This window comes from Enterococcus sp. 4E1_DIV0656, from assembly GCF_002140695.1.
Classification (GTDB): Bacteria; Bacillota; Bacilli; order Lactobacillales; family Enterococcaceae; genus Enterococcus_D; species Enterococcus_D entomosocium.
Window position 1 is genome coordinate 2,681,079 of sequence record NZ_NGLF01000001.1, and the last position, 24,255, is coordinate 2,705,333.

Consider the following 24,255-nt stretch of genomic DNA (forward strand, 5'->3'; position numbering starts at 1 on the left):
TTGAGTACAGCAAAAAAACTAATAATCATTTTCCTGGTATTGCTGACCGGAATTATCTCAGCAGGAACTGTCTATGCTGTTAGGGTGTATTTTCAAGTAGAGGATGTTGCCCACTCGATCCATCGTCCAATCGAAGGACGAGAAGAGGCGGAAGTCATCGAAAATGCCGAGCCTCTAAGCCTTCTTTTGTTAGGGATCGCCAATGACTCTCGTCGCAAAACCGATTTTCGCGCCAACACCATCATGGTAGCAACGTTGAACCCTGCCACAAGAAAAACCACCCTCACGAGTATTCCTAGAGATGCTTATGTGGAAATCGTGGGACAAGGGTACCATGATAAAATCAATCATGCCCATTCTTTTGGTGGGGCAAAGATGATGATTGAAACCGTCGAACAATATCTTGATATACCGATCCATCATTATTTCTCCTTAAACATGGATGGGATGGCAGATCTTGTTGATGCAATTGGTGGCATCACGGTTGAAAATGAATTTGCTTTTACTGCTGAGAAAATCGATTACCCAGAGGGGATCCTCGATTTAGATGGCTGGGAGGCGCTTCAGTATACTCGTATGCGAAAGGATGATCCAGAAGGTGACTATGGCCGTCAGCGCCGTCAGAGAGAAGTGACTGAGATTCTGGCAAAAGAGTTAGTTTCACTTTCCAGCGTGATGCGGATTCAGGATCTGCTAACGATCATTGGAGAAAATGGCGAAACCGATCTAACTTTTTCGCAAATGAGTCAATTATTTATCCAATATCAATCAGCATTAGGGACTGTCGAGTCTTACCAAATGGCTGGCAGTGGGTTCACCGGCGATGGCTTCAGAGGAGAATATGGAATTTCCTATCAAGAAGTAACGCCTGAAGAGCAACAGACGACGAGCCAACGTTTAAAAAATGAGTTGTTGATTGATTAACGTCCTGGCTTAGAAACAGAACCAGTTCAATTTTGTTCTTCAAGTATTTCGTAATTAGAGTTGACAGCCGCTTTTCCTCAGGATACTCTTTAGTCAAGCAATGCATTACGGCTTAATAACAAGAGTTTGTTTGGAAAAGAGCTGTCAACTCTATTTCTATTGTTCCACCCTGTCGCTAAGTTATTACAAGGAGGAAAAGTATGAAGATCGTCTTTAAAGACCAATTACCATCTGATTCAAATCAAGTACTCGCTTTGTATGAGGGAGTTGGCTGGAGCGCCTATACTAAAGATCCCGAGCGTCTTTTAAAAGCGTTAGCCCACTCAGAGGTGATCACGGCCTATGTTGAAGAGCAGCTAGTGGGGCTTATCCGTTGCATAACCGATGGACAAACCATTCTTTATATTCAAGATCTATTAGTAGCATCCGAGTTCCAAGGTCAAAAAATTGGTCAGCGATTACTCAAAAAAATGCTGGCGAATCATCCATCAATACTGCAAAAGGTTTTGATTACGGACAACACAGAAAAAACGCGTCATTTTTATGAGGCGTGTGGCTTTTCCTCTGTGGAAGAGCAGCAAATTGCCGCATTTATCTATTCAGCAAAAAGCGAATAAGGAATAAGAAAATCGATGTGTCACTGAGAATATTTTTTTAGTTGCGTTGGGTTTTAAGAAGGAGTGGAGAAAAATGAAGATGCGCTTTGCGTTACTTTTTTTGTGTCTCTTTATTGGTGTTGGCGCTTGTGGAGGAAGTCTATTGGCGTTTAAAAGCATTGAGCCGTTAAGCAAAGGGGAGACATTTGCTGGTTTGGAAGCGGCCATGCTGCAAGGAACACCCTTCACGACCTTCTTAATTCCCGGCTTGTTTTTGTTCGCTATCTTAGGTTTGGGTAATCTGATTGTTGTTTTCCTCTTGCGGCTTAACAAAGGGTACCACGGGGTAATGCTTTTAGGCATGAGTTTAGTTGTCTGGATCATCGTGCAGGTCATCTTATTACAAGAATGGAATGTCTTGCATGTGATTTTCTTTTTGCTAGGGTTGCTCCAGTTTGCTTCAGCAGTCTACTTTGTCAGACGGTTGCATATTCCGTTGCCGTTTTCAGCTCATCAAAATTGATTAGATTCGAGATGTAGAGATGAAAAAAATTAAATTAATTGAAAGTTTGCTATGAAAAACATGGATTTTTGAAAAATTCTTCTTGAAATCATCCTTCGTTTTTAAAATTATGCTAAACTGAAAGAAGTTGAATTACTTTCTAGAATCAGGAGGATTTATTATTGGAGTTTCTTAAAAAATCAAAAATTTTTGCAGGTCTAGTGATCGTCTGTCTCTTAGGGATCGCGGTCTGGATCTATTCAAATATACTGTTTGTCTTTCGACCACTGGAAGCCATCTTTTCTAGTGTCTTTTTACCAGTATTGATTTCAATTTTTATTTTTTACATCTTTTTACCTTTCTTTAATTGGGTAAAAAAAAGAACGAAAAAGAAAAGCATTGCGCTATATTCGACATTGCTGCTGATCGTTTTTGCAGCGTATTTGATCGTTCAGGTGATTGGACCAGCATTAGCCTATGAGATGGGGCGTTTTATCAATCAAATTCCCATCATCATCAATTTGGTGATCGATACTATTGATCATTCTTATTTAGAAGAATTATTTGGTCCTTTTATTGATTCGATTGATATTTCCCAAGCTAGCAACTTTGCCTTACAGTTTATTACCGGGGCAACCAATAGTCTGACGAGTTTGATCTCCATCGTTTCTCATTCAGCGATCGTCTTGTTTACGATCCCACTGTTATTAGTGTATATGTTTAAAGACGGTGAGAAAGTTCCTGATTTTTTGGCAAGTAAGACACCGAAAAACTATCAAGGCTTAATGCGACAACTTTGTAGTGATTTTCATCAAGCAGCGTCAGCGTACATCGGTGGGAAATTGCTGGTTTGTTCTTATGTTGCGGTTTCAAGCTATTTCATTTTTTCTTTGCTAGGCTTACAAAATGCCTTACTATTAGGATTAATTTGCGGCGTTCTGGACATTATTCCTTATTTCGGCCCCTTTATCGGAGCAACACCAGCCTTTTTATTTGCGTTAAGTCAAGACATTCGAACAGCTATTTTTCTGATTGTCGGAATCACGATCATTCAGTTAGGTGAATCGTATCTTGTTTCACCATTAGTGATGAAAAAAGTTTTGCATATCCATCCAATCATTGCGGTTTTCTTATTATTGATTGCCGGCAACTTGCTTGGATTTGTAGGCATGATCGTGGCACTGCCAGTGTATTCGATCGTGATGGCAATGTCTGGTACATTGTTGCGTTTTTTTCAAGAACGAAAATTAGAACGATCTGTAATTGATAAAGATTCATTATAACGAAAATGTTCTACCTTGCTGTTGGAGCGGTCTCCATCAGCAGGTTTTTTTGTTTTTAAGCACTACGTAGCAAGGCCTAAAGACAAATGCTATACTTATTGAAACGAGAAGGACGATAGGAGTGAGGAAATGAAGGTTTTATGGAACGATCAAATCGTTGATCGAGAAGCGGTGAAAATTGACATTGAAGATCGCGGTTATCAGTATGGTGACGGAATCTATGAAGTGATTCGAATCTATAATGGTCGCTGCTTTATGTTAGGGGAGCATATGACTCGCTTAGAAAGTAGTGCGCAAAAAATTAAACTGACGTTGCCTTATACAATTCCCCAATTAACTGAAAACCTTAAGTTACTGGTTAAAACCGAAGGAATCACAGAAGGAGAGATCTATCTTCAAATCACCAGAGGAATCGCCTCTCCCCGCAATCACGAGTTTCCGTCTGCTGGAGCAGTCAAAGGAGTCGTGACCGCAAATGTGATCCCCTTTGAACGACCTCTGGAAATGCAGCATGCAGGGCTATCTGCAACCGTTCTTCCAGATGAGCGTTGGTTGCATTGTGATATCAAATCATTGAGCTTGTTAGGAAATCTGTTAGCGCTAGATCAAGCGATCGAAGCGGGGTTCGATGATGCACTCCTGCAACGAGATGGATGTTTCACGGAAGCTTCGGCATCAAATCTCTGGTTTGTCATTGATGGTATCGTCTACACACATCCGGATGGACGCTTGGTATTACCAGGTATCACGAAAATGAAGGTGCTACAGTTGTGTCAGCAATTAGAAATTCCTTATCGAGAAGAACCTGTCCCTGTTGAGGTACTAAACAACGCGCAAGAATGTTTTTTGACCAATTCTGTCTGGGAAATTGTGCCTATCGTCAAAGTAGATGGGAAATCAGTTGGCGATGGTACATTGGGTTCGATCACGAAACGTTTGCAAGCAGCCTATATCGCTGCTACAAAGAGTATGTGCGAATCCTAGTTAACAAGCAAAAGAAACGATTCAAAAAAACTTTGGCCCACCCAGCATGTTTTATAGCTAGGTGGACCAAAGTTTTTTCTTGGATACAAGTGCAGATTTTACCATTCACTAGGATTCCACAATTTTCCGTCAAGTTCTCCTTGTTTCAATTCGATTCGAATTTCTTGCTGATGAAGCAACTTCTCTAGTTCTTGCAAAAATGCTTTTTCGTGATAGTCAGCTGTTTCTTTTATTGACTGCTCTATCAGTGGCTTCAGCCATTCGTGATCCATCACAGCACCTCCAATTCAGTTAAAGCGTCTTCTAATTCGGTCAATGTTTCATGGTTTTCCTGCAACAGGGATAGCAAAGGAGCAAGCTGCGGTTTTTCAGAAAACAAACGCGCCAGCTTTTCGCTAAACCATTGTTGCTTTTGATCAAATGTAAAGGGAGCCGGCATTGATAACAGTTGCTGATAGGCAATGACAAAGGCTCGTTTCTCTTGTTCTGATTTATACATCAGTTGATCGAGGACAACGATGGGGAGTACCGTCATTTGGTGTTTTTTTGCCATGAGTACCAGTGGGTGCAAAATTTCATTGAAGGTCGTATTTTCTCGGCCGCCTAGCTGAAATTCTTTGGCGGCAACGCCGGTAGAAACGGCGAAACTAATTTCCTTGCCCACCAATGCAGGGGCACATTTTTCCCAAACCGTATCGATCCAAGCTTTCATTTTTGCTGGAACGCTGTACCAATATAGGGGGAATTGTAGAATCAAACGATCGCATGTTTGCAACAGCATCCGTTCATTGGCGAGAGAAAAATCAGAAAGATCATCAAGGAAATGCATGGTGACGTTAGGAAGCTTGGCACTTTCACTAAAGAATCGTTGGGAAAGCGAATTGTGGAAATCCGGATGGCTGGCTACCACTAAAGTTTTTATCATGAGACTGATCATCCTTTCCTATTACATTTACCATATTTTACCAAAAAGAGAAACTAGTCTGCTTTTCTTTTTGTCGAAGTTCTTCTCTTTTAGTTTCGTTTAAGGTACTTCTTTTATACTTGTTATAAGAAAAAGCCAGTAGCGGCTTAAGCGTGATAGAAATGGGGGAATAGAGGATGGAATCAAATGATCCCTTGATGAAAGGTCTAGCAACTATAATAAGGATCGTTGCAAATACAGTGAACTATGTCGAAAATGGACTTGCCAGTTGCAAACAACGAATTGATGGAAAGCGTCAAACGAAAGAAAATGATTACGGCAACGGGCAAGAGTTTACTGAAGTGACTGTCTACAGATGACCGATGCAAAGAAAATAACAAAGATGGCTCACTCCTCAAAGGGTGAGTCCTTTTTTTTATTTCAAGCCATTCATCATCAGTTTGTACTTTTGTTGAGGGAAGGTATAATGAGTAAATGAAGCATAGTGGAGACGGAAGAATGAAGCAATAGTAGGGAGGAGAAGCAGGTGATGAATCATTTATATAAACGAATCCAATACAAAATTCCAGAGCTGAACCGAGTAGAAAGAACGGTCCTTAACTATTGTTTAAGGGCGCCCGAGAAAGTTTCAGAAATGACGGCCGATGAGTTAGCTTCCCAAACGTACACCAGTCAAGCGACGATCAGCAGAATGGCAAAAAAGCTTGGCTTTACCGGTTTTCAAGAATTCAAATTTTCACTGAAGAATTATCAAACTCTTGAAAGAAAATCATCTACTCAAGCTTCTCTTGGCTTATCCCCACTGATCAAGCAAATGATTGACCAGCTGACGACATCCTTATCAATGATTGAAGAGGCTGACTTTCAGCGTGCTGTGGAAATGTTGCAGCAAGCACAACGAATCGAATTTTTTGCTTTAGGGCAAAGTGCGCCGGTTGCATTATCTGCGAGTCGAAAGTTGCGGTTCTTAGGAAAAACGGTTGGCGCTTCAACGGATTGGGATGAATTGACAACCATCGCTAATCAACTATCAAAAAAAGATATGGCTATTTTTATTAGTCATAGTGGGGAAACAATCGGGATGCTAAATTATGCTAACCGGTTGAAACAAAGAGGTGTGCCGATTTTAGCCTGTATTGGTCAATCAACAAGCACGTTGGAAAAGCTTGCCACCTTCTCTTTTTCTGTTGAAATGACAACGATTTATCATCATGAAGTCGATTTGAGCCCACGGATCTCTTTAGCAGCGTTACTGGATATTTTAATTATTCAATACGCCAATCAAATCGAACCAGGACTTGATCCTGAATGACCATTCCATTTTGTGAATGGTCATTCTTGTTTTGGTAACTGTATTGTAAGCCTTCTTGATATCGTTTACATTTTAAGAGATAAAAGTGTTAGGAGGAAATGATATGCAAAAAGGAAAGAAAGCAAGCTGGATGGAAATTTTTCAAGGACTTGGGAAAACATTTATGTTGCCAGTCGCTTTACTCGCATTCATGGGTTTATTTTTAGGGATTGGTAGTTCATTTTCATCTTCTTCAACGATCGACGTTTTCCCATTTTTAGGTGCCTCTTGGCTTCAAGTGGTTTTTCGTTTCATGTCAACGATCGGTGGGTTTGCCTTTAGTTACTTACCCGTCATGTTTGCGATGGCGATTCCTTTAGGTCTAGCACGAAAAGAGAAGGGAGTTGCGGCATTTTCAGGCTTTGTGGGCTATGTCGTGATGCATTTATCCATCAATTTTTATTTACAAGAAACGAATCAATTAGCTACTGCAGATCAACTTCGAGAAGCAGGACAAGAGATCGTTTTTGGCATTCAAACATTATCAATGGGTGTTCTAGGTGGTATTATCGCAGGATTGATCGTTTATAAATTGCATACGCGCTTCTACCATTTTCAATTGCCAGATAGTTTTGCCTTCTTTTCAGGAGCCCGGTTTGTTCCAATCATCACCTCGCTTACTTTAGCTGTGGTCGGGGTGATCATTCCGATGATTTGGCCATTGTTTGCTATGATCATCACAGGAATCGGACATTTGATCCAACAAGCTGGTCCTTTCGGTCCGTTCTTATTTGGTTCAGGTGAGCGCTTATTACTGCCATTTGGGTTACACCATATTTTGGTTTCCATGATTCGCTTTACCGAAGCAGGGGGAAGTCAGCTGATCGATGGTCAGCAAGTCTTTGGGGCGTTAAATATTTTTTATGCGGAATTACAAAACGGTTTAAGCATCTCACCAAGTGCAACGGCGTTCTTGTCTCAAGGGAAAATGCCAACCTTTATGTTTGGCTTACCGGCAGCAGCATTAGCTATGTACCAGACAGCAAAACCTGAGAATCGTTCAAAGATAAAAGGCTTGTTGATTTCAGGCGTCATTGCAACTTTTGTGACAGGAATTACTGAACCAATCGAATTTTTATTCTTATTCATCAGCCCTTTATTATGGATTTTTCATGTCATCATGACAGGTGCTGGATTTATGGTAATGAGTCTATTGGGTGTCACGATTGGAAATACCGATGGGGGCGTGCTTGATTTTCTTATCTTTGGCGTGATGCAAGGCGCATATACAAAATGGTGGCTCGTTCTGATCGTAGGAGCTTGCTGGTTTGCCCTGTATTACTTTGTTTTTAAAACAGTGATCCTTCGCAAGAACTTGAAGACACCTGGTAGAGAAGAGAACAATGATCAAACGAATGAGTTGGAAGAGGAAATGACCTATTCTGGAAAGAGTGGCTACGATGCCCATGGTATTTTGGCAGCTTTAGGGGGAGCAAGCAATATTGATTCTTTAGACAATTGCATTACACGGCTACGCCTCGTTCTAAACGATGGTACATTGGTTGATGATGAACGGCTAAAAAAACTAGGTGCGCTTGGGGTCGTTCACTTAGATGATACGAACGTTCAAGTAATCATTGGAACGAAAGTAACAACAGTCAGAAATCAACTTGATGCGATTCTTTAGCAAAATTGTCAAGTAGTAGGAGTGAAGAAAATGTTTTTTGATGAGCCAATCAATCGTAAAGGAACCCATTGTACCCAGTGGGATTATGTGGAAGACCGTTTTGGTGAAAAAAACTTGTTGCCATTTACGATTTCCGATACGGATTTCAAGGTGCCAGCTGCAGTTGAAGCGGCACTTATCAAGCGGATGCAGCACCCGGTATTTGGGTATACACGTTGGAATCATAATGAATTCAAGCAAGCGGTCTGCAAATGGTATTCTGAACGCTTTAAAAGTAGGATCGACAGCGATTGGCTGGTCTACAGTCCTTCCGTCATGTATAGCATCAAACTACTCGTCACCTTACTCAGCAATCCAGGAGATGGGATCATTATTCAGACGCCAGCGTATGATGCGTTTTATAAAATGATCAAAGAGAACAAAAGAAAAATCGTACCTAATGCACTCATCTATGATGCCAACTCGTATCGCATTGATTTTGAAGAGCTAACAAGATTGATGGCACAGCCTGAAAACAAAGTTCTTCTCTTATGTAGTCCTCATAACCCAACTGGGAGAGTCTGGCAAAAAGATGAGTTGCAACGAATGATCGAATTGGCGAAAACCCATGATGTATTTATCATCTCTGATGAGATTCATATGGATATTGTAAGAAAAGGACAAAGGCATCAACCAATCATTGATTTGTTGCAAAAAAAAGTAGCCCTTGTTACTTCGGGTAGCAAAACGTTTAATTTCCCAGGGTTGATTTATTCTTATGGAATCATTCCTGATTCCAAGTTGCGTGATCGCTTCTTAACTCAGTTAAAAGAAGCCGATGGGTTGAGCTCCACCAGTATTTTTGGCATGACCGCAACGATTGCTGCCTACGATAATGAAAGTAAGTGGGTGGATCAGCTCAATGACTATCTGGATGATAACATTGCTTATGTGATTGCTTATTTACAGGAATATCATCCAGAACTCGTGGTCACGAAAAGCGAAGCCACGTATCTTATGTGGATTGATTGTACAGCACTGGATTTAACGATGGTGGAATTGCAGCAACGAATGATTCGTAAGGGAAAAGTCGCGATTATGTCAGGGGAAATCTATGGGAATGAAGGGAGAAATTTTTTACGCCTAAACGTTGGCTGTTCGCGAGAAAAACTCATTGATGGATTGAACCGATTCACATTGAGTTTGACATAACAAAAAAGAACCCACTGAGCAATCAGAAAGATCCTGTATTCTTTCTGATCGCCAGTGGATTTTTTAGTCTTTCGTCCTGTGGGGAGTTGATGTAGTAGTAGCGGGGATTGGTTCAACGACATGGAAATAGCCTTTTTTGTCTTGAATGATCAGCATATCTTGCTGACTCTGGCTTTTGATGATTTCACCTTTAACAATTTCGTTGGTGACAGTCCGATAAATACTTGCAGTCATGCTCATTCCTCCCAACGTTTTTTCCCAACTGGTCTTCAATAGGGGGACCAGTACAAATCAATTGCTTGATTTGTACCAGCAAGGAAAAAGAAAACGAATTGGTATCTTTAGTATAGGAGAGCAATGTTTAGATTGCTGCAATTCCATGTAAAGTTTTTGTTAATCCTTTTATTTTCAACGATTGACTAATCGGCTAAAGAAAAACGCAAGGCCATTTTATTACTGCCAGACTCCACCATTTTTCCTAGTAACGTTGTTGCATTTTTTAAATACAGTTCGGCCATCTCAGCGTTGGCTTCTTCAAGCAGACGAGTAGGCTCCTTTTCAGCGGAAGCTTTACGATCAGTTTCTTGTTGGATGCGGCGACAAGCCGCCATCGTTTCCATTTCAAAACGGTTGGCAAGATCACTATAGCGATCGTAGTCGCTGTCCCCAATCAACGCCAAGGTGCGTCCTAACCAATAGCTATTTGTTGGATCGTAGGTCTTTGTCGTATCACAATAGCCAAGTGGGGTCTTAGTGATAGCTGCATAAAAGGGCACAACGCCGTTGAAGGTATTGGGGCCAAAGGCGAGCCAATGAATGCCAGCGATTGCTGCAGGCACGTGGTTGCGGATCTGCAAAATATGGACTTGCTGGTTGCGATTAAGAGCAATCGATCGAAATTGTGTTTTTTGTGTCTCGGTCCCTGTACCGTAAGGGTCAAAAGGCGTATTTTGGAAGTGGGAGCTCAATGCCCATTTTACATCTTCCACGGATAGCTTTTGTTTTGGGTAGCATACAAACGGGAGCTCTTGATCGATCGGTTCAGCAACTGTTCCGCTAAAGTGTTTTTGAATGTACCATGCCCGCGGGTTGTTGTAACGGGTATCTTTTTCTGAGGAGCTGCCAAAAATATGGCGTAGATTAATGCCTTCAAAATCAGGATTTAATTGATAGTCTTCAATCAACTGTTCGAGATCCTGCGAACACAACGTCATTTCTGAGGCGAAATCGAAGTGATCAATGTTTAAGCGATTGGGTGCCACGACATAGGCATCATCTGGTATGCGAACAGCTGCCCAGTGATGTCCACCGATGGTTTCCATATACCAAATTTCCTCGGCATCAGAAAACGCGATCCCGTTGGCTTCGTAGGTCCCATAGGTTTCTAAGAGTTCCCCTAGGCGAAGAACACCTTCTTTAGCGGAATGAATGTAAGGCAGTACAATGCTGACGAAATCAGCTTCCCCGATACCATCTTCCACATATGGATCAATGGCCAAAACGCGTGAATTGGTCGTAATCGTTTCTGTCGCAGTCATGGCGATATTTACTTCATTGATTCCTGAAGCTGCCCAGACTCCTTGGGATTCATCTGCTTCAGGTGTCGAAGTATAACGTAAGGGATCCTTAGGTAAACGGATTCGACAGCCGCTTAAAACGGCGTAAAATTCATTTCCTTGCTGTTCTGGAGTGATGACGACGAATTTTTGCGGTTCCGAACCGCTCCCTGAATCTTCATTACGGGCAATCATGGTCGAGCCGTCAATCGATGCTTTTTTTCCTACTAGTAAAGTGGTACAGGACGCTTTTTTTCTATCCATCTTTCCAACACTCCTTCATTTCTTCTTACGAATGATTGAAGCTAGTATACCCATAGTCACATGGATTTACAATGCTTTCTATAGAGGGGAACAAAAAAATTTCGCCTTTTTTATTTATTTTTAGTACAATAAGGTGTTGTAAAAAAAATCAAAGGAGCCATTATTATGAAGAAAACAGTAATTTTTAGTTATATTTTTTTACTAAGTCTGGTTTTTGCCGGATGTGCCAAACCATCGATGGATGCGGGTAACTCCTCTAGTGACTCTTCGTCAGTCCAACAAAATGCCGAAGAGCGCACTGCCCAAATCAGCTTCAATAATAAAAGTGAAGAGCAAGACCAGGAGATCGAAACCAAAACGGTCACTTTTAAAGAAGGGGTTTCTTTGATGACTATCATGAAAGAGAACTTTGACTTGGAAGAAAATCAAGGGATGATCACCAGTATCGACGGTTTAGCCCAAGATGAAAAAGCTGGCTATTATTGGACATATACGATCAATGATGAAATGATTACGACTGGGGCAGATGATACCTTTTTAGGAAACAACGATAAAGTGGTTTTCACCTATGAAAAATTCGAATAAACCACTTGTATTTGCTGGAAAAGAAATTGCTTATTTAGGGTTGCTTGTAGCAGCAGCCGTCGTCGGCAGGACACTTTTTCAACCTTTACCCAATGTTCAACCAATGACGGTGATCTTTTTATTAGTAACCATCCATTTAGGTCTTAGTCGTGGATTGATCGTTTGTCTGCTCTCGATGCTGATTACCAATTTTTACATGGGAATGGGGGTATGGACGATTGCCCAATTGATTAGCTATGCCGTCGTAATTTTTGGAATGTATCTATTATCAAAAAGCAAACTGTTTATGAAAAAGTTGTATTTACAAGTCATTTATAGTGTATTTGCAGGTTTTGCGTATGGCTTTGTGATATCTTGGATCAGTGTCAAGCTTTATGGGTTTCCTAGCTTTGGGGCTTACTATTTTCAAGGAGTGAGCTTTGATGCGTTGCATGCAGCGGGGAATGGCATCTTTTATTTGATGCTGGCACCGATTTTTCTGCGACTTTTCCAACACTACTATCCAAATAAAGACAGCGAAGGGCACTAAGCGCCTCGCTGTCTTTTTGCTTGACTCAGCAGTCGTGGTGACAAAAACGTCTATGTCTAGAGGAAAAGTCTTTGATGATCAAACGTGTTGAATGGGGCTATGTGAGGAAACAAGCAGGCATATTGTTGTGCAAAAGCGTTTTCTGCAGGTATCCTTAAGGTAGCTAAGGAAGGATGTGGCTTTTGATGAAATGGATCGTGAAAAAAGATGATTTAGAAAGCTACCGTGCGAAGTTCCATGGAAAACTGGCTGGTTATGCCGAGGAAGCCAAAATGATTGCCCTGCCAACACCAAAGTATTTTATCGTGGTGGTTGACGAAGAAAAAATCCACTTGATTCAGTTAGATCTGCAATTTCATGAAAAAGGGATGCAGACAATTATGATCCATGAGATCACAAAATTACAACTAGGCGGTGTGGTAAATAAAAAAGTTCAGATTCAGACACCTTCGTCCACTGTCAAATTAATGATCAAACCGTTGGCGATCGGTATCAAAGAGGAGCAAAAAGCCTTGATCGATCGGTTTACCAGAATGTCGCGATAAACATCGGAGGAACACGCGGGAAAAATCAGCTGGATTTTTTCAGAAAAAAAGCAAGGGCAGTTGTCTGCACTTGCTTTTCGTGAGTCCTGTTATTCTGGCGTACCGACGATTTTAATAAATTCATCGATATTCTTGATCTTCATATGTTTGATCACTAACTGTTCCCGCTTGTTCCATTTTCCTTCAACTTCTAATTGGTATTTATTTAATGGAAGGCGTAAGACATAGCTGGCTAAGTAGCGATCCTTAATAATGCAATTTACGATTTTGTGGTCTTCTAAAAGTTGGATACCTGTCAGCATCATTGGCGTTTCTTGAAAAACGCGGCTATTGACTAACAATCCAGTGTGGGTTTCGTTCATGGGATCTTCCTTTCTGATAAACCTGGGATAAATCATCTTTCTGTCTGTTATGTTACCTGATTTGCATCAGAAAGGCAATTCCTATAATAAATCCTCGTTATTATAGGTCAAGCACAAAGAAAGGAGGGAAACGACATGGTTGGGTATAATCGTTTCTCAAATGAGTTTCAAAAGGCTTCGAAAGAACTCCGTGAAGGGAAGAAGTCCAAAAATGCCAATAAGGGGCTGCGAACCCGACAAAAAATCGCTGCTGAAAAAGAGCAAAAAGCACAAAATGCTTTTTCGACTGGTTTTTTGATCGGTTCCTTCAGAGAGTTATTCCGCAAAAAATAAGCAAGTTCCGCTGCCAAAGCGGGACTTGCTTTTTGTTAATGACTTTAGTCAGTTTCGTTCGCGTAGTGTACGAAACAAAAAAAACCGCGCATTTCTACGCGTGGACGAAATAGCTTTAGCGATAAAAAACTCCTTTCGATATACTAATAGTGGCTACCAACCGCATATCAGATCGAAAGGAGTTTTTTTATGTCTAACGACGATAAAAGTTTAGCACATACCAGATGGAATTGTAAGTATCACATAGTCTTCACCCCGAAGTATCGACGAAAAGTGATTTATGGAAAGTTAAGAGTAAGTATTGGTCAGATATTAAGAAAATTGTGTGAGATGAAGGATGTTGAAATCATTGAAGCTCATGCCATGCCTGACCATATTCATATGTTAGTAAGAATACCACCAAAGATTAGTATTTCTAGTTTTATGGGCTACTTAAAAGGACGAAGTGCAACCTTAATCCATGAAAAACATGCGAATTTGAAATATAAGTATGGGAATAACAGCTTTTGGTCCAAAGGATACTACGTGAGTACGGTTGGGTTAAATCAAAAAACAATCGAAAAATATATTCGAGAACAAGAAGCAGATGATCGAATAAGAGATAGTATAAGTAAACAAGAGTATGTAGATCCATTTAAATAGTTAAAGAGAGATAGGGCTGTGAGCGGTTGGTGGTCATTTAAAAAGCCCCTTTTAAGGGGCTAGCGAGTGGTGAGCCCTTCTAGGGCTTTTAAAAAGCCACCCGTTTCACGGGTGGATATTTACTTAGAATAAATAATTGAAGAAGACACCATTGAGAAAGGAAAAGCTTAGATAGAATAGAAAAAGTGTTACGATATCCAGCGGTAAACCTTTTAGAATTGGCGGAATCGTGGCAATTTGATTCCGTGTATGAACCCCTGACAAAGCACAAGAAAAGAGGAAATACATGCCTACAGCAACAAATAAATTGGTTAAATAATCGGTATAGGGAAATTGGGTCACGGTGGCGATCGTCAGCAAGAGAACATTGACTAGGAGCGTTTTTTTTAGATCAGTCGTCAAGAAACGGTTTTTTGCAGGAACGATCAGTAAACACAAGCCCCCCGCAATCAAGGCGATGATGGCAGCACTTACCAAGTTGGTGACCACTTGATTGCCATAGACGAAACGATTTTGAAGTAAAAGATAAAAGCTTAACCCACTGAACAAGTAAGAGACCGCAATGATCCCTGAGAGGAAAACCACCCGTGTCGTCACGTTCGGTTTTTTCTCTTTGACGGTCGGTGCCAAATTTTGACAGGCGTAATTTGTGAGTAGAATGACTAGAAAGACCACTAGCCGATTGGCGATCATCATAAGGAACCCTCCTTTTTTACGATTTAGCTCATGATTTTAAGGTTGAACGGGGTCTTTTTTCCTTCCCCTAATATGCGAAGGCGTAAGAAGCGATCAATAAGTGGGGTGAAACAATTCATGATCAAGATGGCATAGCTCATGCCTTCATTTGTAAAACCAAAGAAACGGAAGAGCACAACGAGGAGGCCAACGCCTAAGGCAAAAAGATTTTCTCCTGCTTTTGTTCCTGGTGTCGAAGAATAATCAGTCGCCATATAAATCGCACCCAACATGGCACCACCACTGATGATATGACCGATGACCGTTTGCCAACTGCCAGTAAAAAGTCCTTCTGGACCAAGGATAAAAGCAAAGAGCCCGATCGTCGCAAAGATAATCAGTGGGATACGAGGGGAGATGATTTTCTTGTAAACGAGAAAAATCCCACCCAACAGTAAAAGTAAGGCACTGGTTTCACCGATTCGTCCTCCGGTAAATCCTAAAAAGGCATCCACTAGTTCAGAGCCACTCAACGTTTCTCCTGCTTTCATGACAGCTAATGGTGTGGCACCAGAAACAACATCGTTCGCTGTAGCCTGCGAAACGACATCAGGTGCGATGCTGCCAAAAGGTGGATCAGGCCAACTGATTAGAAACATTTGGTTATAAAACAAGCCAATCAACAGGGCTCGACCGCCGAGGGCTGGATTTAGAAAATTATAACCAATACCGCCAAAAAATTCTTTGACGATGATTACGGCAAACGCCACCCCAATCACGGGAAAATACCAAGGTGCGGTTGGTGGGAGGTTCATCGTTAAAAGCAAGGCCGTCACGACGATGCTTAAATCTAAGCGAAACGGCCGTTTGACAAGATAGGACCAAAGTCCGTCGGCAGCAAACGCCGTGGCTAGTGCAATGAAAAACAAGCCATAAACTTTCAATCCAAAAAGGTAGCCAGAGAATAAAACTGCTGGCAGCAAGGCTAATACCACACACCCCATGATTTTAATGGTCTCGTCATTGCTGCGAATATGGGGGCTTGGGGGTGTTTCTTGATTTTTCCTTTGCTGAAAGAGACGTTCGCTATCGGAATCCTTGTAATAATCAGGCACTTTCCTTCGCCTCCTTTTGCAACTGGGCAACTTTGCCTTTTGCGGCAGTGATATTGGCAGCTAAGGAACGTTTAGCTGGGCAGACGAAGGTACAGGCACCACAATTGATACATGCTTCTGCCAATAATTCTTCACACTTTTGATAATCCCCCGCTCGATAAAACTGATCGATCTCCATTGGCATGAGGCGCATTGGACAAGCTTCGACACATTTGTTGCAGCGAATACAGGGATTTTCGGCATAGAGCCAATCGGTTTCTTCATTAAAAACAACGATGCCGTTGCTGCCTTTGGTGACCGGAACTTTCAAGGTTTTGACGGATTTTCCCATCATTGGTCCACCAAGAATCAATTTGCTGGGGGCTCCTTGAAAGCCGCCGGCAAAGTCGATCAATTCTCCTGCGAGTGTTCCTAACGGATTTTTGACGATGCAGGGATTTTGAACATCGCCGGTAACGGTTGTATAGCGTTCAATCAACGGTTTGTCATAACAGACCGCTTCGGCGATGGCAAAGCTGGTGGCAACATTGATCAAGACGATACCGATATCGGCAGTCAAACCACCTAACGGCACCTCTTGATCGGTCAATAACTCTACTAACTGCTTTTCACCACCGGTTGGATAAACAGTTGGGACAGTAACGACTTCTATCGTGTCATCCTCTGCACTTGCGGCTTGCATGGCTGAAATGGCTCTTGGTTTGTCATCTTCGATGCCTATTATGATTTTTGGACCATCCAGTAACTTTTGGGCGATCTTTGCACCGTGAATGATTTTCTGGGCTTCTTTTTGCATTAAGAAAGCATCACTGCGTAAGAACGGCTCACATTCAGAACCATTTAAGATCAAAGTATGGATTTTTTTGGTTTCATCAATACTGAATTTGACATGGGTGGGAAACGTTGCACCGCCTTTGCCGGCGACGCCGCCTTGACGGATTTTGTTGAGGATGGTTTCGTTAGCAGCAGATTGCCAGTCGAAGGGGGCTGACAAAAAATCATTTTGATAAGCATAATCATTTTCAATGATGATGTTTTTTCCTTCTTCATTGTTTTGATTCGGCCAATCGACCATGTCGACGATTTTACCCGAAACAGATGCATGAATTTTGGCAGATACAAACGCATCTGACTCAGCGATCACTTGCCCTTGCTTGACGTAATCACCAACGGAAACAATCGGTTCCACCGGAGCACCAATATGTTGTGCTAAAGGGATAAAGACCATCGTGGGTGAAAAGGTAAGAATTTCATCTTGTTCGATCATTAATTTTTCTTTTAACATTTTTAATGGGGGACTTAGTGAAATACCGCCAGTAAATGTTCTCATAACCAACACTCCTTTCTCTCCTAAGTTTATTCTAGCATGCCATAAGGAATCACAAAACCCAAAACGCTTACATTTCACAAGAAAAACTTCTTTCGGTTGACATATGATTGTTTATTCATATATAATAAGTCTATAAATATGATTGATCGTTCATATGATAGATGGACTAGAGGAGGTTTTACTGATGGCTGAACATACTTGTCAACATGATCACACAAAAACGGAGGGGCATTCTCATACTCACGATCATGGGACTCTCCCACGTAACATTTATTTTGTAGGCTTACTGCTCTTTATACTGGCACTTTTTGTTCCGAACCAATGGGTGAAAGATGGGTTTTATTTTGCTGCGGTTTTATTAGCAGGTTATCACATTTCGTGGGAAGGAATCGAGGATACCATAAAGAGTACCAGAGCCAATCGGCGATTCACACCGAATGTACATCTTTTGATGTTGTTGGCAGCGATTGGTTCCATGGTCATAGGAAATTTTAATGAAGCAGCTTTGTTGATTTTGATTTTTGCAGGCGCTCACTTCTTAGAAGAATACGCCGAGGGACAAAGTCGAAGAGAAATCACCAATCTTCTCAAATTGAATCCCACGGAAGCCCGTTTGATGGGTCCGGATGGGAAAACCAAAAAAATTGCCGCTTCTGAGATAAAAAAAGGAGATATTTTGCAAGTGCTACCTGGTGATCAGTTAGCAACAGATGGCGTAATCCTTTCTGGAACGAGTGCCATCAATGAAGCTTCGATCAATGGGGAAAGTATTCCTCGAGAAAAGACTACAGGAGACGAAGTCTATGGGAGTACGATTAATGGAAACGGCACATTTTTGATGGAAGTCACGAAAGACAGCTCTGAAACAGTCTTCGCAAAAATTCTTTCAGTGGTGGAAGCGGCGCAATCAAATCAATCACCGACCGAAACACGAATCAAAAAAATCGAACCAATCTATGTAACAGTTGTTTTCATTGCAGTTCCTTTGTTCATTTTGACTGCACCGTTTCTCTTTGGTTGGGATTGGTATACAAGTTTTTATCGTGGGATCGTAATGATGATTGCGGCTTCTCCTTGTGCTTTAGCGGCAAGCGCCGTCCCTGCTAGTTTATCGGCGATCTCGAATCTAGCGAAAAAAGGGATTCTTTTTAAAGGGAGCAATTACTTGACCAATTTCGCTCAGATCAAAGCGGTGGCTTTTGACAAAACGGGAACTTTGACCGTCGGAAAACCTACAGTCACGGAAGCCGTTTTCGCTGATACGATCGATCGAGCAGAGGCAGCAGCGGTCATCGTTTCGATGGAAAAGCAAGCCAACCACCCATTAGCAGATGCGATCGTTACTTATTTCGAGAAGACAGAGAAAATACGAGAAATCGAACAGTTGACTGTCACAAACGAGATTGGTTCCGGTTTAGGTGCCGTCGCAGGAACAAAAACCTATCGATTAGGAAAAAGAACCGAAAACACCCAGTTAACAGGTTTGATGGAGCAACAGTACCGTCAATTGGAAGCGCAAGGAAAAACAATGGTCGTGTTTTCCATCAACGAAGAGGTTACGGCGATCATCGCATTGATGGATGAGCCGAACGAACAGGCAGCTTCTGTGATTCATTATTTGAAAAATGAAGGTATCCATACTGTTATGATCACCGGAGACAGTGCTTCTGCTGGTGAAGCAATCGGTCAGCGCTTAAAGGTTGACCAAGTGGCTGCCAATGTTTTGCCTGAGAACAAAGCGGAAGCGGTACGAGCACTCCAAGAAGCATACGGACAAACCGCCATGGTGGGTGATGGTATCAATGATGCCCCTGCACTTGTTCAAGCAGACATCGGCTTTGCGATGGGGGAAGGGTCAGATGTTGCGATTGAAGTAGGAGACGCAGTGATCATGAAGAATGATCTTTCGCGTTTTGCATATGCCTATCGCTTAGCGAAGAAGATGGATCGGATCATTTGGCAAAATATTTTTTTCTCCATGTTTATCGTCGCGTTATTAGTCGGCTTGAATCTATTCGGCATGATGAACATTGGGTTGGGGGTATTTGCCCATGAAGGCAGTACATTGATCGTATTGTTTAACGGATTACGTCTTTTGCGTAAACTACCAGAAGCATAAAAAAAGCGGCTATCGAAAGATAGCTGCTTTTTAATGACTGAATTGTGTCGAAGTTGGAAAATCAAAGGCATCGATTTTTTGTAATCGATTTTCGATCCTTCTTAGAATTCCTTCAGAGGATTCTAACGGTTTGATTGCATGATAAGCAGTCAGCAATAGGACTTTTTCTTTAGCAGGACGATTTTCGATGCGATAGATATTGGCTAATCGTTCAACATATTCGTAATGACTATAGTCCGTTTTATTGATCAAGAAGTGCAAGAGATCTTTTGCTTTCGCATAGTCTTCTTGAAGATAGAAACTGATCGCTTCACGATACAATTTGATATCGAGTTCTTCGATTTGTTCTGGATTCGCTTTTAACGCACGCCACTCATTGATCGAGATTTTTCGTACGACTTTGCCAGTTGCATCGGTCAAAAAAATTACCGGCACATCATTTGGATGTTTTGCTTCTTGCTTAATTTTCTTCATGTCGCACCTCCCGCCTCTCAATGGACTGACTGTTTGATATCTCCTATTTTAAAAGGAATAGCGGGAAAAGTCTACATGTAGATGTTAGATTCGTAGAAAATTTTAAAACATTCTCATTTATTAGGCTCTTTTTCGTTGAAAATGATTAATAGCGTCGGATGCCCCCATGAAAATCAAGATACCGCCAAAAATTTGGAAGAACAGTAGCCAAGTGGCGAATGGATTCAATACGAGAACGAGTCCAGCAGCAATAATCAAAAGACTGATGATTAAGCTCGTGATGTAAGGTAAACCAATGCGTTTTTGGTTAAAGCTTGCCATTAAGCGGGTGCATCCGCTGATGGTGATCATAATCCCTAAGAAAAATGGCACGATGGCAAGTAATCCTTTAGCAAAAACTAAAATCGCAGCTGCAGCAATCAACAGTAAGATACCAGAGACCGACTGCACATTGCGATAGCCCTTTTGTTTTTCTTTGTAGCTCGTATACAAGCTGATGATTCCTAGACATGCGATGTATCCGGCAACGAGATAAACGATCGTGTTGAAAACAGATCGTGGTGCAATCAAGATAATGAAGCCGAAGACGATATATACGACGGCACGAAGCAAGTCATAGCGTTGTAATTTATCAAAAAATGCATTCATGATAATTCCTCCTTTTTTTCTTATTGTACCGAATTCTGGTGAAAATAGATATCAAAAAACCTAGGAAATAGGCTAAGCCTTTTGTAACAGATCATTTTTTGGTAAAATAGGGAAAAGAAAACAGAACGGAGAGTTTTATGAGTGGGTTAACGCTATTGATGTGTGCCTTTACGATCGTTTTGTACCTCTATTTATTGCTGGTACGCAAAGAGATTCACTTTATTGCTGTTGAGCGCAAACTAAGCAAAATCGCTATTACGATCTTTTCAGTAATGATTATCCTATCCATGTTGATGATGGATGACCAATTGGATAATCAGGTGCGAGGAATCGTTTCAGGTTTTGTCTTTTTAAGCTTTGTGCTAGACAGCCGCGGGTTAGCCCTAGATCGAATTATTGTCCATCCAATGAGTATTAAAGGGGTACTGTACCAAGACATTGATCGGGTCGTATTATTTCAAGAAAAGGAAGGGCAGCCCATCAAGATGAACTATTTTCGAAAAGGGATGCGGGGACCATTAATGAAATTCAAACAACCGTTAGCTGAATTGGTGGTATTTTTGTCGGAGCACTTGAATGAAGGAACACCGATCGATATTCTGGTCGATCATGATCAAGGAAAAAATGACTAAAAGACCCTTGATTGCTGCCGTATGTGGCCGTAATCAAGGGTCTTTTGTTTAAAAATCGGGAATCGTTTTTAATGGAAAACGCGGAAACGTTCGTCATCATTTAAAAATTCTTTTTCATTTGGTTCGCTTTGTTTTGAACCAAAAACTAATTGGGCCCGCAGCTGCCAATTTTCAGGAATTGACCATTCAGCTACAACAGCATCATCAATTACTGGATTATAATGTTGTAAGTTGGCGCCTAATCCGGCTTCTTCTAAAGCTACCCAAACATTCGCTTGGGCAATCCCATTCGATTGTTCTGCCCAGACCGGGAAGTTATCTGCATAAAGGGCAAATTGGTCTTGCAAGTTCTTAACGGTATCTGTGTGAATAAAGAATAGAACGGTTCCATAACCTGCTTTAAAGCCAGCAAGTTTTTGTTTCGTTGCTTCAAACGCCTCCGGTGGTGTCAATGGTTCTAAAGCAGCCTCCGTTAACGTCCATAATTTTTCGTGGGCATCGCCAAATAAAATCACGGCACGTGGCGATTGTGCGTTAAAAGCAGTTGGGCTGTTTTTTACTGCTTCTTTCACGATGGCTTCGATTTCTGTATCTGAGAGTGAAACATCTTTGCCTAATCCATAGATTGAACGGCGCTGTTTGATCGTATCAAGAAATTTTGTCATAGTATTCCCACCTTTTCTATTGTCATAGAATGAAGTATACATTCTTACTTAATGTTAGTAAAACAAAATGCTTTGTAAGAAAAAAATCAGGCAAACGCGCCTGACTTTTTTTCTTACTGGGCATCAATGGCGATAAATTTGACAGTCACGTATTCTTCAGGACCATATTTGCCGTTTTCACGACCAAAACCGGAATGTTTGACGCCGCCGAAGGGAGCCGCTGGGTTTGAGATCGCAATGTCATTGACCCCAACCATCCCATATTGGAGGTTTTGGGCTACATCCGAGATTGTTTGCAGATTCGTTGAAAAGAAGTAAGAGGCTAATCCAAATTCCGTATCATTTGCCGCGGCGATGACTGCTTGTCGATCCGTAAATGAGATCAATGGAATCACGGGTCCAAAGGTTTCTTCATAGTAAATAGTCATGTCAGGAGTGATGCCGTCGATGACCGTTGGTGCAAAGAAGTTGCCTTTTTCGTATTCACCTTCAGTAAGCTTCTTCCCACCGAATAAGACTTTAGCCCCTTTATTTACCGCATCTTCCAGCTGGTCGATGATTTTTTTAACGCCTGCTTGATTGATCAAAGGACCAACGGTGGGGTTCTCTAAACCATTACCAACAGTTACGGCTTCCATTTGCCCTAATAGCTTTTTAGTAAAGGCTTCTTTGATGGATTCTTCGACAAAAATTCGATTGGGGGATGTACAGACCTGACCGTTGTTGCGGAATTTTGCTGCAATTAATTTTTCAGCAGCTAAATCTAAATCAGCATCAGCAAAAACAAGAAACGGGGCATGGCCGCCTAACTCCAATGAAACTTTTTTCAGAGTTGGTGCAGCTTGTTCGTATAATTTCATCCCAACTTTCGTGGAGCCGGTAAAGGTGATTTTTTTGACTTGTTTGTTCTCAGTCAATTCTTTCCCGATTTCAGAAGAATCCCCTAAGACGATATTGACGACTCCGTCAGGAAGGCCCGCTTGTTGAAAAAGTTCACCTAAAGCCAATGCTGATAGGGGTGTTTCTTTAGATGGTTTCATAACAAGGGTACAGCCAACTGCCATGGCAGGAGCGATTTTTCGAGCAATCATATTGGAAGGAAAGTTCCAAGGCGTGATCGCACCAACAACACCGATGGCTTCTTTTCGCACCAGCCAATGATTGTGTGCAGGAGCTGGAATCACTTCGCCGTAGACCCGTTGTGCTTCGGCGGCATTCCAACGGAAATTGTCTACGTTGGATTGGATTTCTGCCTCTGCCTCCTTTAATGGTTTTCCTTGTTCCATGCTCATAATTTTTGCCAAACGGTCGCTTTCTTGTTCCATTAAATCAGCAATCTTGTTCATCAAATCGGCTCGTTCTCGAGGCGAACGTTTTGACCAATCTGTGAAGGCTTTCGCGGCGGCATCGATCGCTTGCTTTGTTTCATCGATGCCTCCTTGGCTGACTTTTACCAGTTCTTCATTAGTGGCAGGATTGGTAACCGAAACCGACTCTTTTGTTCCTTCAAGCCATTTTCCGTCAATCAATAACTTCGTGGGCACTTGTGGTAACTGTTGGTTCATTTTGGCACTTCCTTTCAATAATGGGTTCTATTTCAACCGTAGCACGGATTAGATAAGATGACAATTCATACGCAAGTCCAATGATTCCCCAAATTTTCATAAAGAACCAGAGAGGAGATGTCCTGCTCCTTTCATTTTATGGTAGAATAGAAAAATAAGAATGTTTGTTCGATTCTTGGAAAATATAGTTAAAACATTCAAGGAGTGAGGGACGCGTGCAACAAGTAAAAGAGCTTTTAAAAACAGTAGGATTTGTCGTGATCTTTACTTTATTCCTCTTGTTATTAAGACAGTATGTCTTTACCCCTGTGATCGTAAAAGGAGATTCGATGGACCCCACATTACATGATGGTGAGCGGGTGATTGCTTTGAAAAATACCGAGATCGAACGTTTCGATATCATAACGTTTGAAGCACCGGATGAAGCAGGCAAAAACTATATCAAACGCGTAATCGGATTACCTGGCGACCAGGTTTCCTATCAAAACGATACCCTTTATATCAATGGACAAGCATATGATGAACCCTACTTGGATGAATTCAAAGCAGCTGTCGCAGATGGCTTTCCGTTGACTAGTGATTTTGATATGGGGTTATTTGGTGTTGAAGTCATTCCTGAAGGTCAAATTTTAGTGTTAGGGGATAACCGTCGAATTTCCAAAGATAGTCGTCAATTAGGTCTGATCGATGAATCAACAATTTTGGGGGATGTAAAATTTGTTTTCTGGCCAATTGCCGATTTTGGTATGGTAGGCAAAGAATGAAATTCTGCGATTGTTATTTTGTTTTTAAGGAGAGTCTCTTAAAAATAAAGACGCATTCGAAAAAGCGTG

General features: G+C 41.5%; 29 protein-coding genes. 17 read left to right on the forward strand and 12 right to left on the reverse strand.

Annotated features, from left to right (window positions below; translation table 11 throughout):
• From A5882_RS12665 to dat, 5 genes are all read left to right on the forward strand, one after another.
• The gene (locus tag A5882_RS12665) at positions 1-924 is read left to right on the forward strand and encodes an LCP family protein (protein WP_034878590.1); all 924 of its coding nucleotides are present in this window, start codon (positions 1-3) and stop codon (positions 922-924) included.
• A gap of 200 nt (positions 925-1,124) precedes the next feature.
• Entirely contained in the window at positions 1,125-1,541 is a 417-nt protein-coding gene (locus A5882_RS12670; protein WP_086372865.1) for a GNAT family N-acetyltransferase, read from the forward strand.
• A 73-nt stretch (positions 1,542-1,614) separates the two neighbouring features.
• Positions 1,615-2,043, forward strand: coding sequence for a hypothetical protein (locus tag A5882_RS12675; RefSeq protein WP_008381958.1), 429 nt, complete (start codon positions 1,615-1,617; stop codon positions 2,041-2,043).
• A 161-nt stretch (positions 2,044-2,204) separates the two neighbouring features.
• Complete coding sequence (locus A5882_RS12680) at positions 2,205-3,305, forward strand: AI-2E family transporter (protein ID WP_086372866.1); 1,101 nt, start codon at positions 2,205-2,207, stop codon at positions 3,303-3,305.
• A 129-nt stretch (positions 3,306-3,434) separates the two neighbouring features.
• On the forward strand, positions 3,435-4,289 hold the full coding sequence (gene dat, locus A5882_RS12685) for a D-amino-acid transaminase (protein WP_005236172.1): 855 nt from the start codon (positions 3,435-3,437) through the stop codon (positions 4,287-4,289).
• A 98-nt stretch (positions 4,290-4,387) separates the two neighbouring features.
• Here the strand turns inward: dat and A5882_RS19840 are convergent, their stop codons facing one another.
• Together A5882_RS19840 and A5882_RS12690 are read right to left on the reverse strand one after the other, a co-directional pair.
• Entirely contained in the window at positions 4,388-4,561 is a 174-nt protein-coding gene (locus A5882_RS19840; RefSeq protein ID WP_005236169.1) for a hypothetical protein, read from the reverse strand.
• Positions 4,561-5,226: an NAD(P)H-dependent oxidoreductase gene (locus A5882_RS12690; RefSeq protein WP_005236167.1), complete on the reverse strand. Its 666-nt coding sequence runs from the start codon at positions 5,224-5,226 to the stop codon at positions 4,561-4,563. Before A5882_RS12690 ends, A5882_RS19840 begins: the two co-directional genes overlap by 1 nt.
• Positions 5,227-5,390: 164 nt before the next feature.
• Between A5882_RS12690 and A5882_RS12695 the strand changes: the two genes are divergently transcribed.
• The 4 genes from A5882_RS12695 (at position 5,391) to A5882_RS12710 (ending at position 9,383) form a co-directional block, all read left to right on the forward strand.
• Complete coding sequence (locus tag A5882_RS12695; RefSeq protein WP_008381949.1) at positions 5,391-5,573, forward strand: hypothetical protein; 183 nt, start codon at positions 5,391-5,393, stop codon at positions 5,571-5,573.
• 170 nt (positions 5,574-5,743) lie between these two features.
• Positions 5,744-6,526 (forward strand): MurR/RpiR family transcriptional regulator, encoded by a 783-nt coding sequence (locus A5882_RS12700; RefSeq protein WP_005236161.1) that lies wholly within the window; start codon positions 5,744-5,746, stop codon positions 6,524-6,526.
• Positions 6,527-6,629: 103 nt separating this feature from the next.
• A complete protein-coding gene (gene malX / locus A5882_RS12705) occupies positions 6,630-8,192 on the forward strand; it encodes a maltose/glucose-specific PTS transporter subunit IIBC (protein ID WP_008381946.1) in 1,563 nt (520 codons plus the stop codon).
• Between the two features lie 30 nt (positions 8,193-8,222).
• Positions 8,223-9,383 carry a MalY/PatB family protein gene (locus A5882_RS12710; RefSeq protein WP_008381945.1) on the forward strand — a complete coding sequence of 387 codons (1,161 nt, stop codon included), beginning with the start codon at positions 8,223-8,225 and terminating at the stop codon, positions 9,381-9,383.
• Positions 9,384-9,446: 63 nt separating this feature from the next.
• Here A5882_RS12710 and A5882_RS12715 read toward each other — a convergent pair whose 3' ends face one another.
• Both A5882_RS12715 and A5882_RS12720 read right to left on the reverse strand, forming a co-directional pair.
• Positions 9,447-9,617: a hypothetical protein gene (locus A5882_RS12715; protein ID WP_005236154.1), complete on the reverse strand. Its 171-nt coding sequence runs from the start codon at positions 9,615-9,617 to the stop codon at positions 9,447-9,449.
• Positions 9,618-9,802: 185 nt separating this feature from the next.
• Complete coding sequence (locus A5882_RS12720) at positions 9,803-11,203, reverse strand: C69 family dipeptidase (protein ID WP_005236152.1); 1,401 nt, start codon at positions 11,201-11,203, stop codon at positions 9,803-9,805.
• A gap of 165 nt (positions 11,204-11,368) precedes the next feature.
• Here A5882_RS12720 and A5882_RS12730 point away from each other — a divergent pair, with 165 nt between their 5' ends.
• The 3 genes from A5882_RS12730 (at position 11,369) to A5882_RS12740 (ending at position 12,862) form a co-directional block, all read left to right on the forward strand.
• Complete coding sequence (locus tag A5882_RS12730; protein ID WP_016612115.1) at positions 11,369-11,788, forward strand: DUF4430 domain-containing protein; 420 nt, start codon at positions 11,369-11,371, stop codon at positions 11,786-11,788.
• The gene (locus tag A5882_RS12735; protein ID WP_005236149.1) at positions 11,772-12,317 is read left to right on the forward strand and encodes a hypothetical protein; all 546 of its coding nucleotides are present in this window, start codon (positions 11,772-11,774) and stop codon (positions 12,315-12,317) included. The genes A5882_RS12730 and A5882_RS12735 overlap by 17 nt, the downstream gene beginning before the upstream one ends.
• 173 nt (positions 12,318-12,490) lie before the next feature.
• Complete coding sequence (locus A5882_RS12740; protein WP_005236147.1) at positions 12,491-12,862, forward strand: hypothetical protein; 372 nt, start codon at positions 12,491-12,493, stop codon at positions 12,860-12,862.
• Positions 12,863-12,951: 89 nt separating this feature from the next.
• Here the strand turns inward: A5882_RS12740 and A5882_RS12745 are convergent, their stop codons facing one another.
• Positions 12,952-13,224, reverse strand: a complete 273-nt coding sequence (locus A5882_RS12745) for a hypothetical protein (protein WP_005226206.1) — start codon at positions 13,222-13,224, stop codon at positions 12,952-12,954.
• Between the two features lie 135 nt (positions 13,225-13,359).
• Between A5882_RS12745 and A5882_RS12750 the strand changes: the two genes are divergently transcribed.
• Both A5882_RS12750 and tnpA read left to right on the forward strand, forming a co-directional pair.
• Complete coding sequence (locus A5882_RS12750; protein ID WP_005236143.1) at positions 13,360-13,557, forward strand: hypothetical protein; 198 nt, start codon at positions 13,360-13,362, stop codon at positions 13,555-13,557.
• 189 nt (positions 13,558-13,746) lie between these two features.
• A complete protein-coding gene (gene tnpA, locus A5882_RS12755) occupies positions 13,747-14,199 on the forward strand; it encodes an IS200/IS605 family transposase (RefSeq protein WP_086372867.1) in 453 nt (150 codons plus the stop codon).
• A gap of 123 nt (positions 14,200-14,322) precedes the next feature.
• On the opposite strand, the gene A5882_RS12760 is transcribed toward tnpA, so the two are convergent.
• From A5882_RS12760 to rsxC, 3 genes are read right to left on the reverse strand one after another with little or no spacing between them, the layout of a single operon-like run.
• The gene (locus A5882_RS12760; protein WP_086372868.1) at positions 14,323-14,895 is read right to left on the reverse strand and encodes a hypothetical protein; all 573 of its coding nucleotides are present in this window, start codon (positions 14,893-14,895) and stop codon (positions 14,323-14,325) included.
• A 23-nt stretch (positions 14,896-14,918) separates the two neighbouring features.
• A complete protein-coding gene (locus A5882_RS12765; RefSeq protein ID WP_086372869.1) occupies positions 14,919-15,989 on the reverse strand; it encodes an RnfABCDGE type electron transport complex subunit D in 1,071 nt (356 codons plus the stop codon).
• Positions 15,982-17,319, reverse strand: coding sequence for an electron transport complex subunit RsxC (gene rsxC, locus A5882_RS12770; protein WP_086372870.1), 1,338 nt, complete (start codon positions 17,317-17,319; stop codon positions 15,982-15,984). The genes A5882_RS12765 and rsxC overlap by 8 nt, the downstream gene beginning before the upstream one ends.
• A 184-nt stretch (positions 17,320-17,503) precedes the next feature.
• On the opposite strand from rsxC, the gene A5882_RS12775 reads away from it, so the two are divergent.
• Positions 17,504-19,438, forward strand: a complete 1,935-nt coding sequence (locus A5882_RS12775) for a heavy metal translocating P-type ATPase (protein ID WP_086299473.1) — start codon at positions 17,504-17,506, stop codon at positions 19,436-19,438.
• Between the two features lie 30 nt (positions 19,439-19,468).
• On the opposite strand, the gene A5882_RS12780 is transcribed toward A5882_RS12775, so the two are convergent.
• On the reverse strand, positions 19,469-19,912 hold the full coding sequence (locus A5882_RS12780) for a hypothetical protein (RefSeq protein WP_008381931.1): 444 nt from the start codon (positions 19,910-19,912) through the stop codon (positions 19,469-19,471).
• Between the two features lie 120 nt (positions 19,913-20,032).
• Positions 20,033-20,560 carry an HdeD family acid-resistance protein gene (locus A5882_RS12785; RefSeq protein WP_008381929.1) on the reverse strand — a complete coding sequence of 176 codons (528 nt, stop codon included), beginning with the start codon at positions 20,558-20,560 and terminating at the stop codon, positions 20,033-20,035.
• Between the two features lie 137 nt (positions 20,561-20,697).
• Between A5882_RS12785 and A5882_RS12790 the strand changes: the two genes are divergently transcribed.
• Positions 20,698-21,192: a hypothetical protein gene (locus tag A5882_RS12790; RefSeq protein ID WP_086372871.1), complete on the forward strand. Its 495-nt coding sequence runs from the start codon at positions 20,698-20,700 to the stop codon at positions 21,190-21,192.
• 68 nt (positions 21,193-21,260) lie between these two features.
• Here the strand turns inward: A5882_RS12790 and A5882_RS12795 are convergent, their stop codons facing one another.
• Both A5882_RS12795 and A5882_RS12800 read right to left on the reverse strand, forming a co-directional pair.
• Complete coding sequence (locus tag A5882_RS12795) at positions 21,261-21,857, reverse strand: nitroreductase family protein (RefSeq protein ID WP_034872000.1); 597 nt, start codon at positions 21,855-21,857, stop codon at positions 21,261-21,263.
• Between the two features lie 113 nt (positions 21,858-21,970).
• Positions 21,971-23,422 carry an NAD-dependent succinate-semialdehyde dehydrogenase gene (locus tag A5882_RS12800; protein ID WP_005236125.1) on the reverse strand — a complete coding sequence of 484 codons (1,452 nt, stop codon included), beginning with the start codon at positions 23,420-23,422 and terminating at the stop codon, positions 21,971-21,973.
• A gap of 215 nt (positions 23,423-23,637) precedes the next feature.
• Here A5882_RS12800 and lepB point away from each other — a divergent pair, with 215 nt between their 5' ends.
• On the forward strand, positions 23,638-24,186 hold the full coding sequence (gene lepB, locus A5882_RS12805; protein ID WP_005236123.1) for a signal peptidase I: 549 nt from the start codon (positions 23,638-23,640) through the stop codon (positions 24,184-24,186).
• The last annotated feature ends 69 nt before the right edge of the window (positions 24,187-24,255 follow it).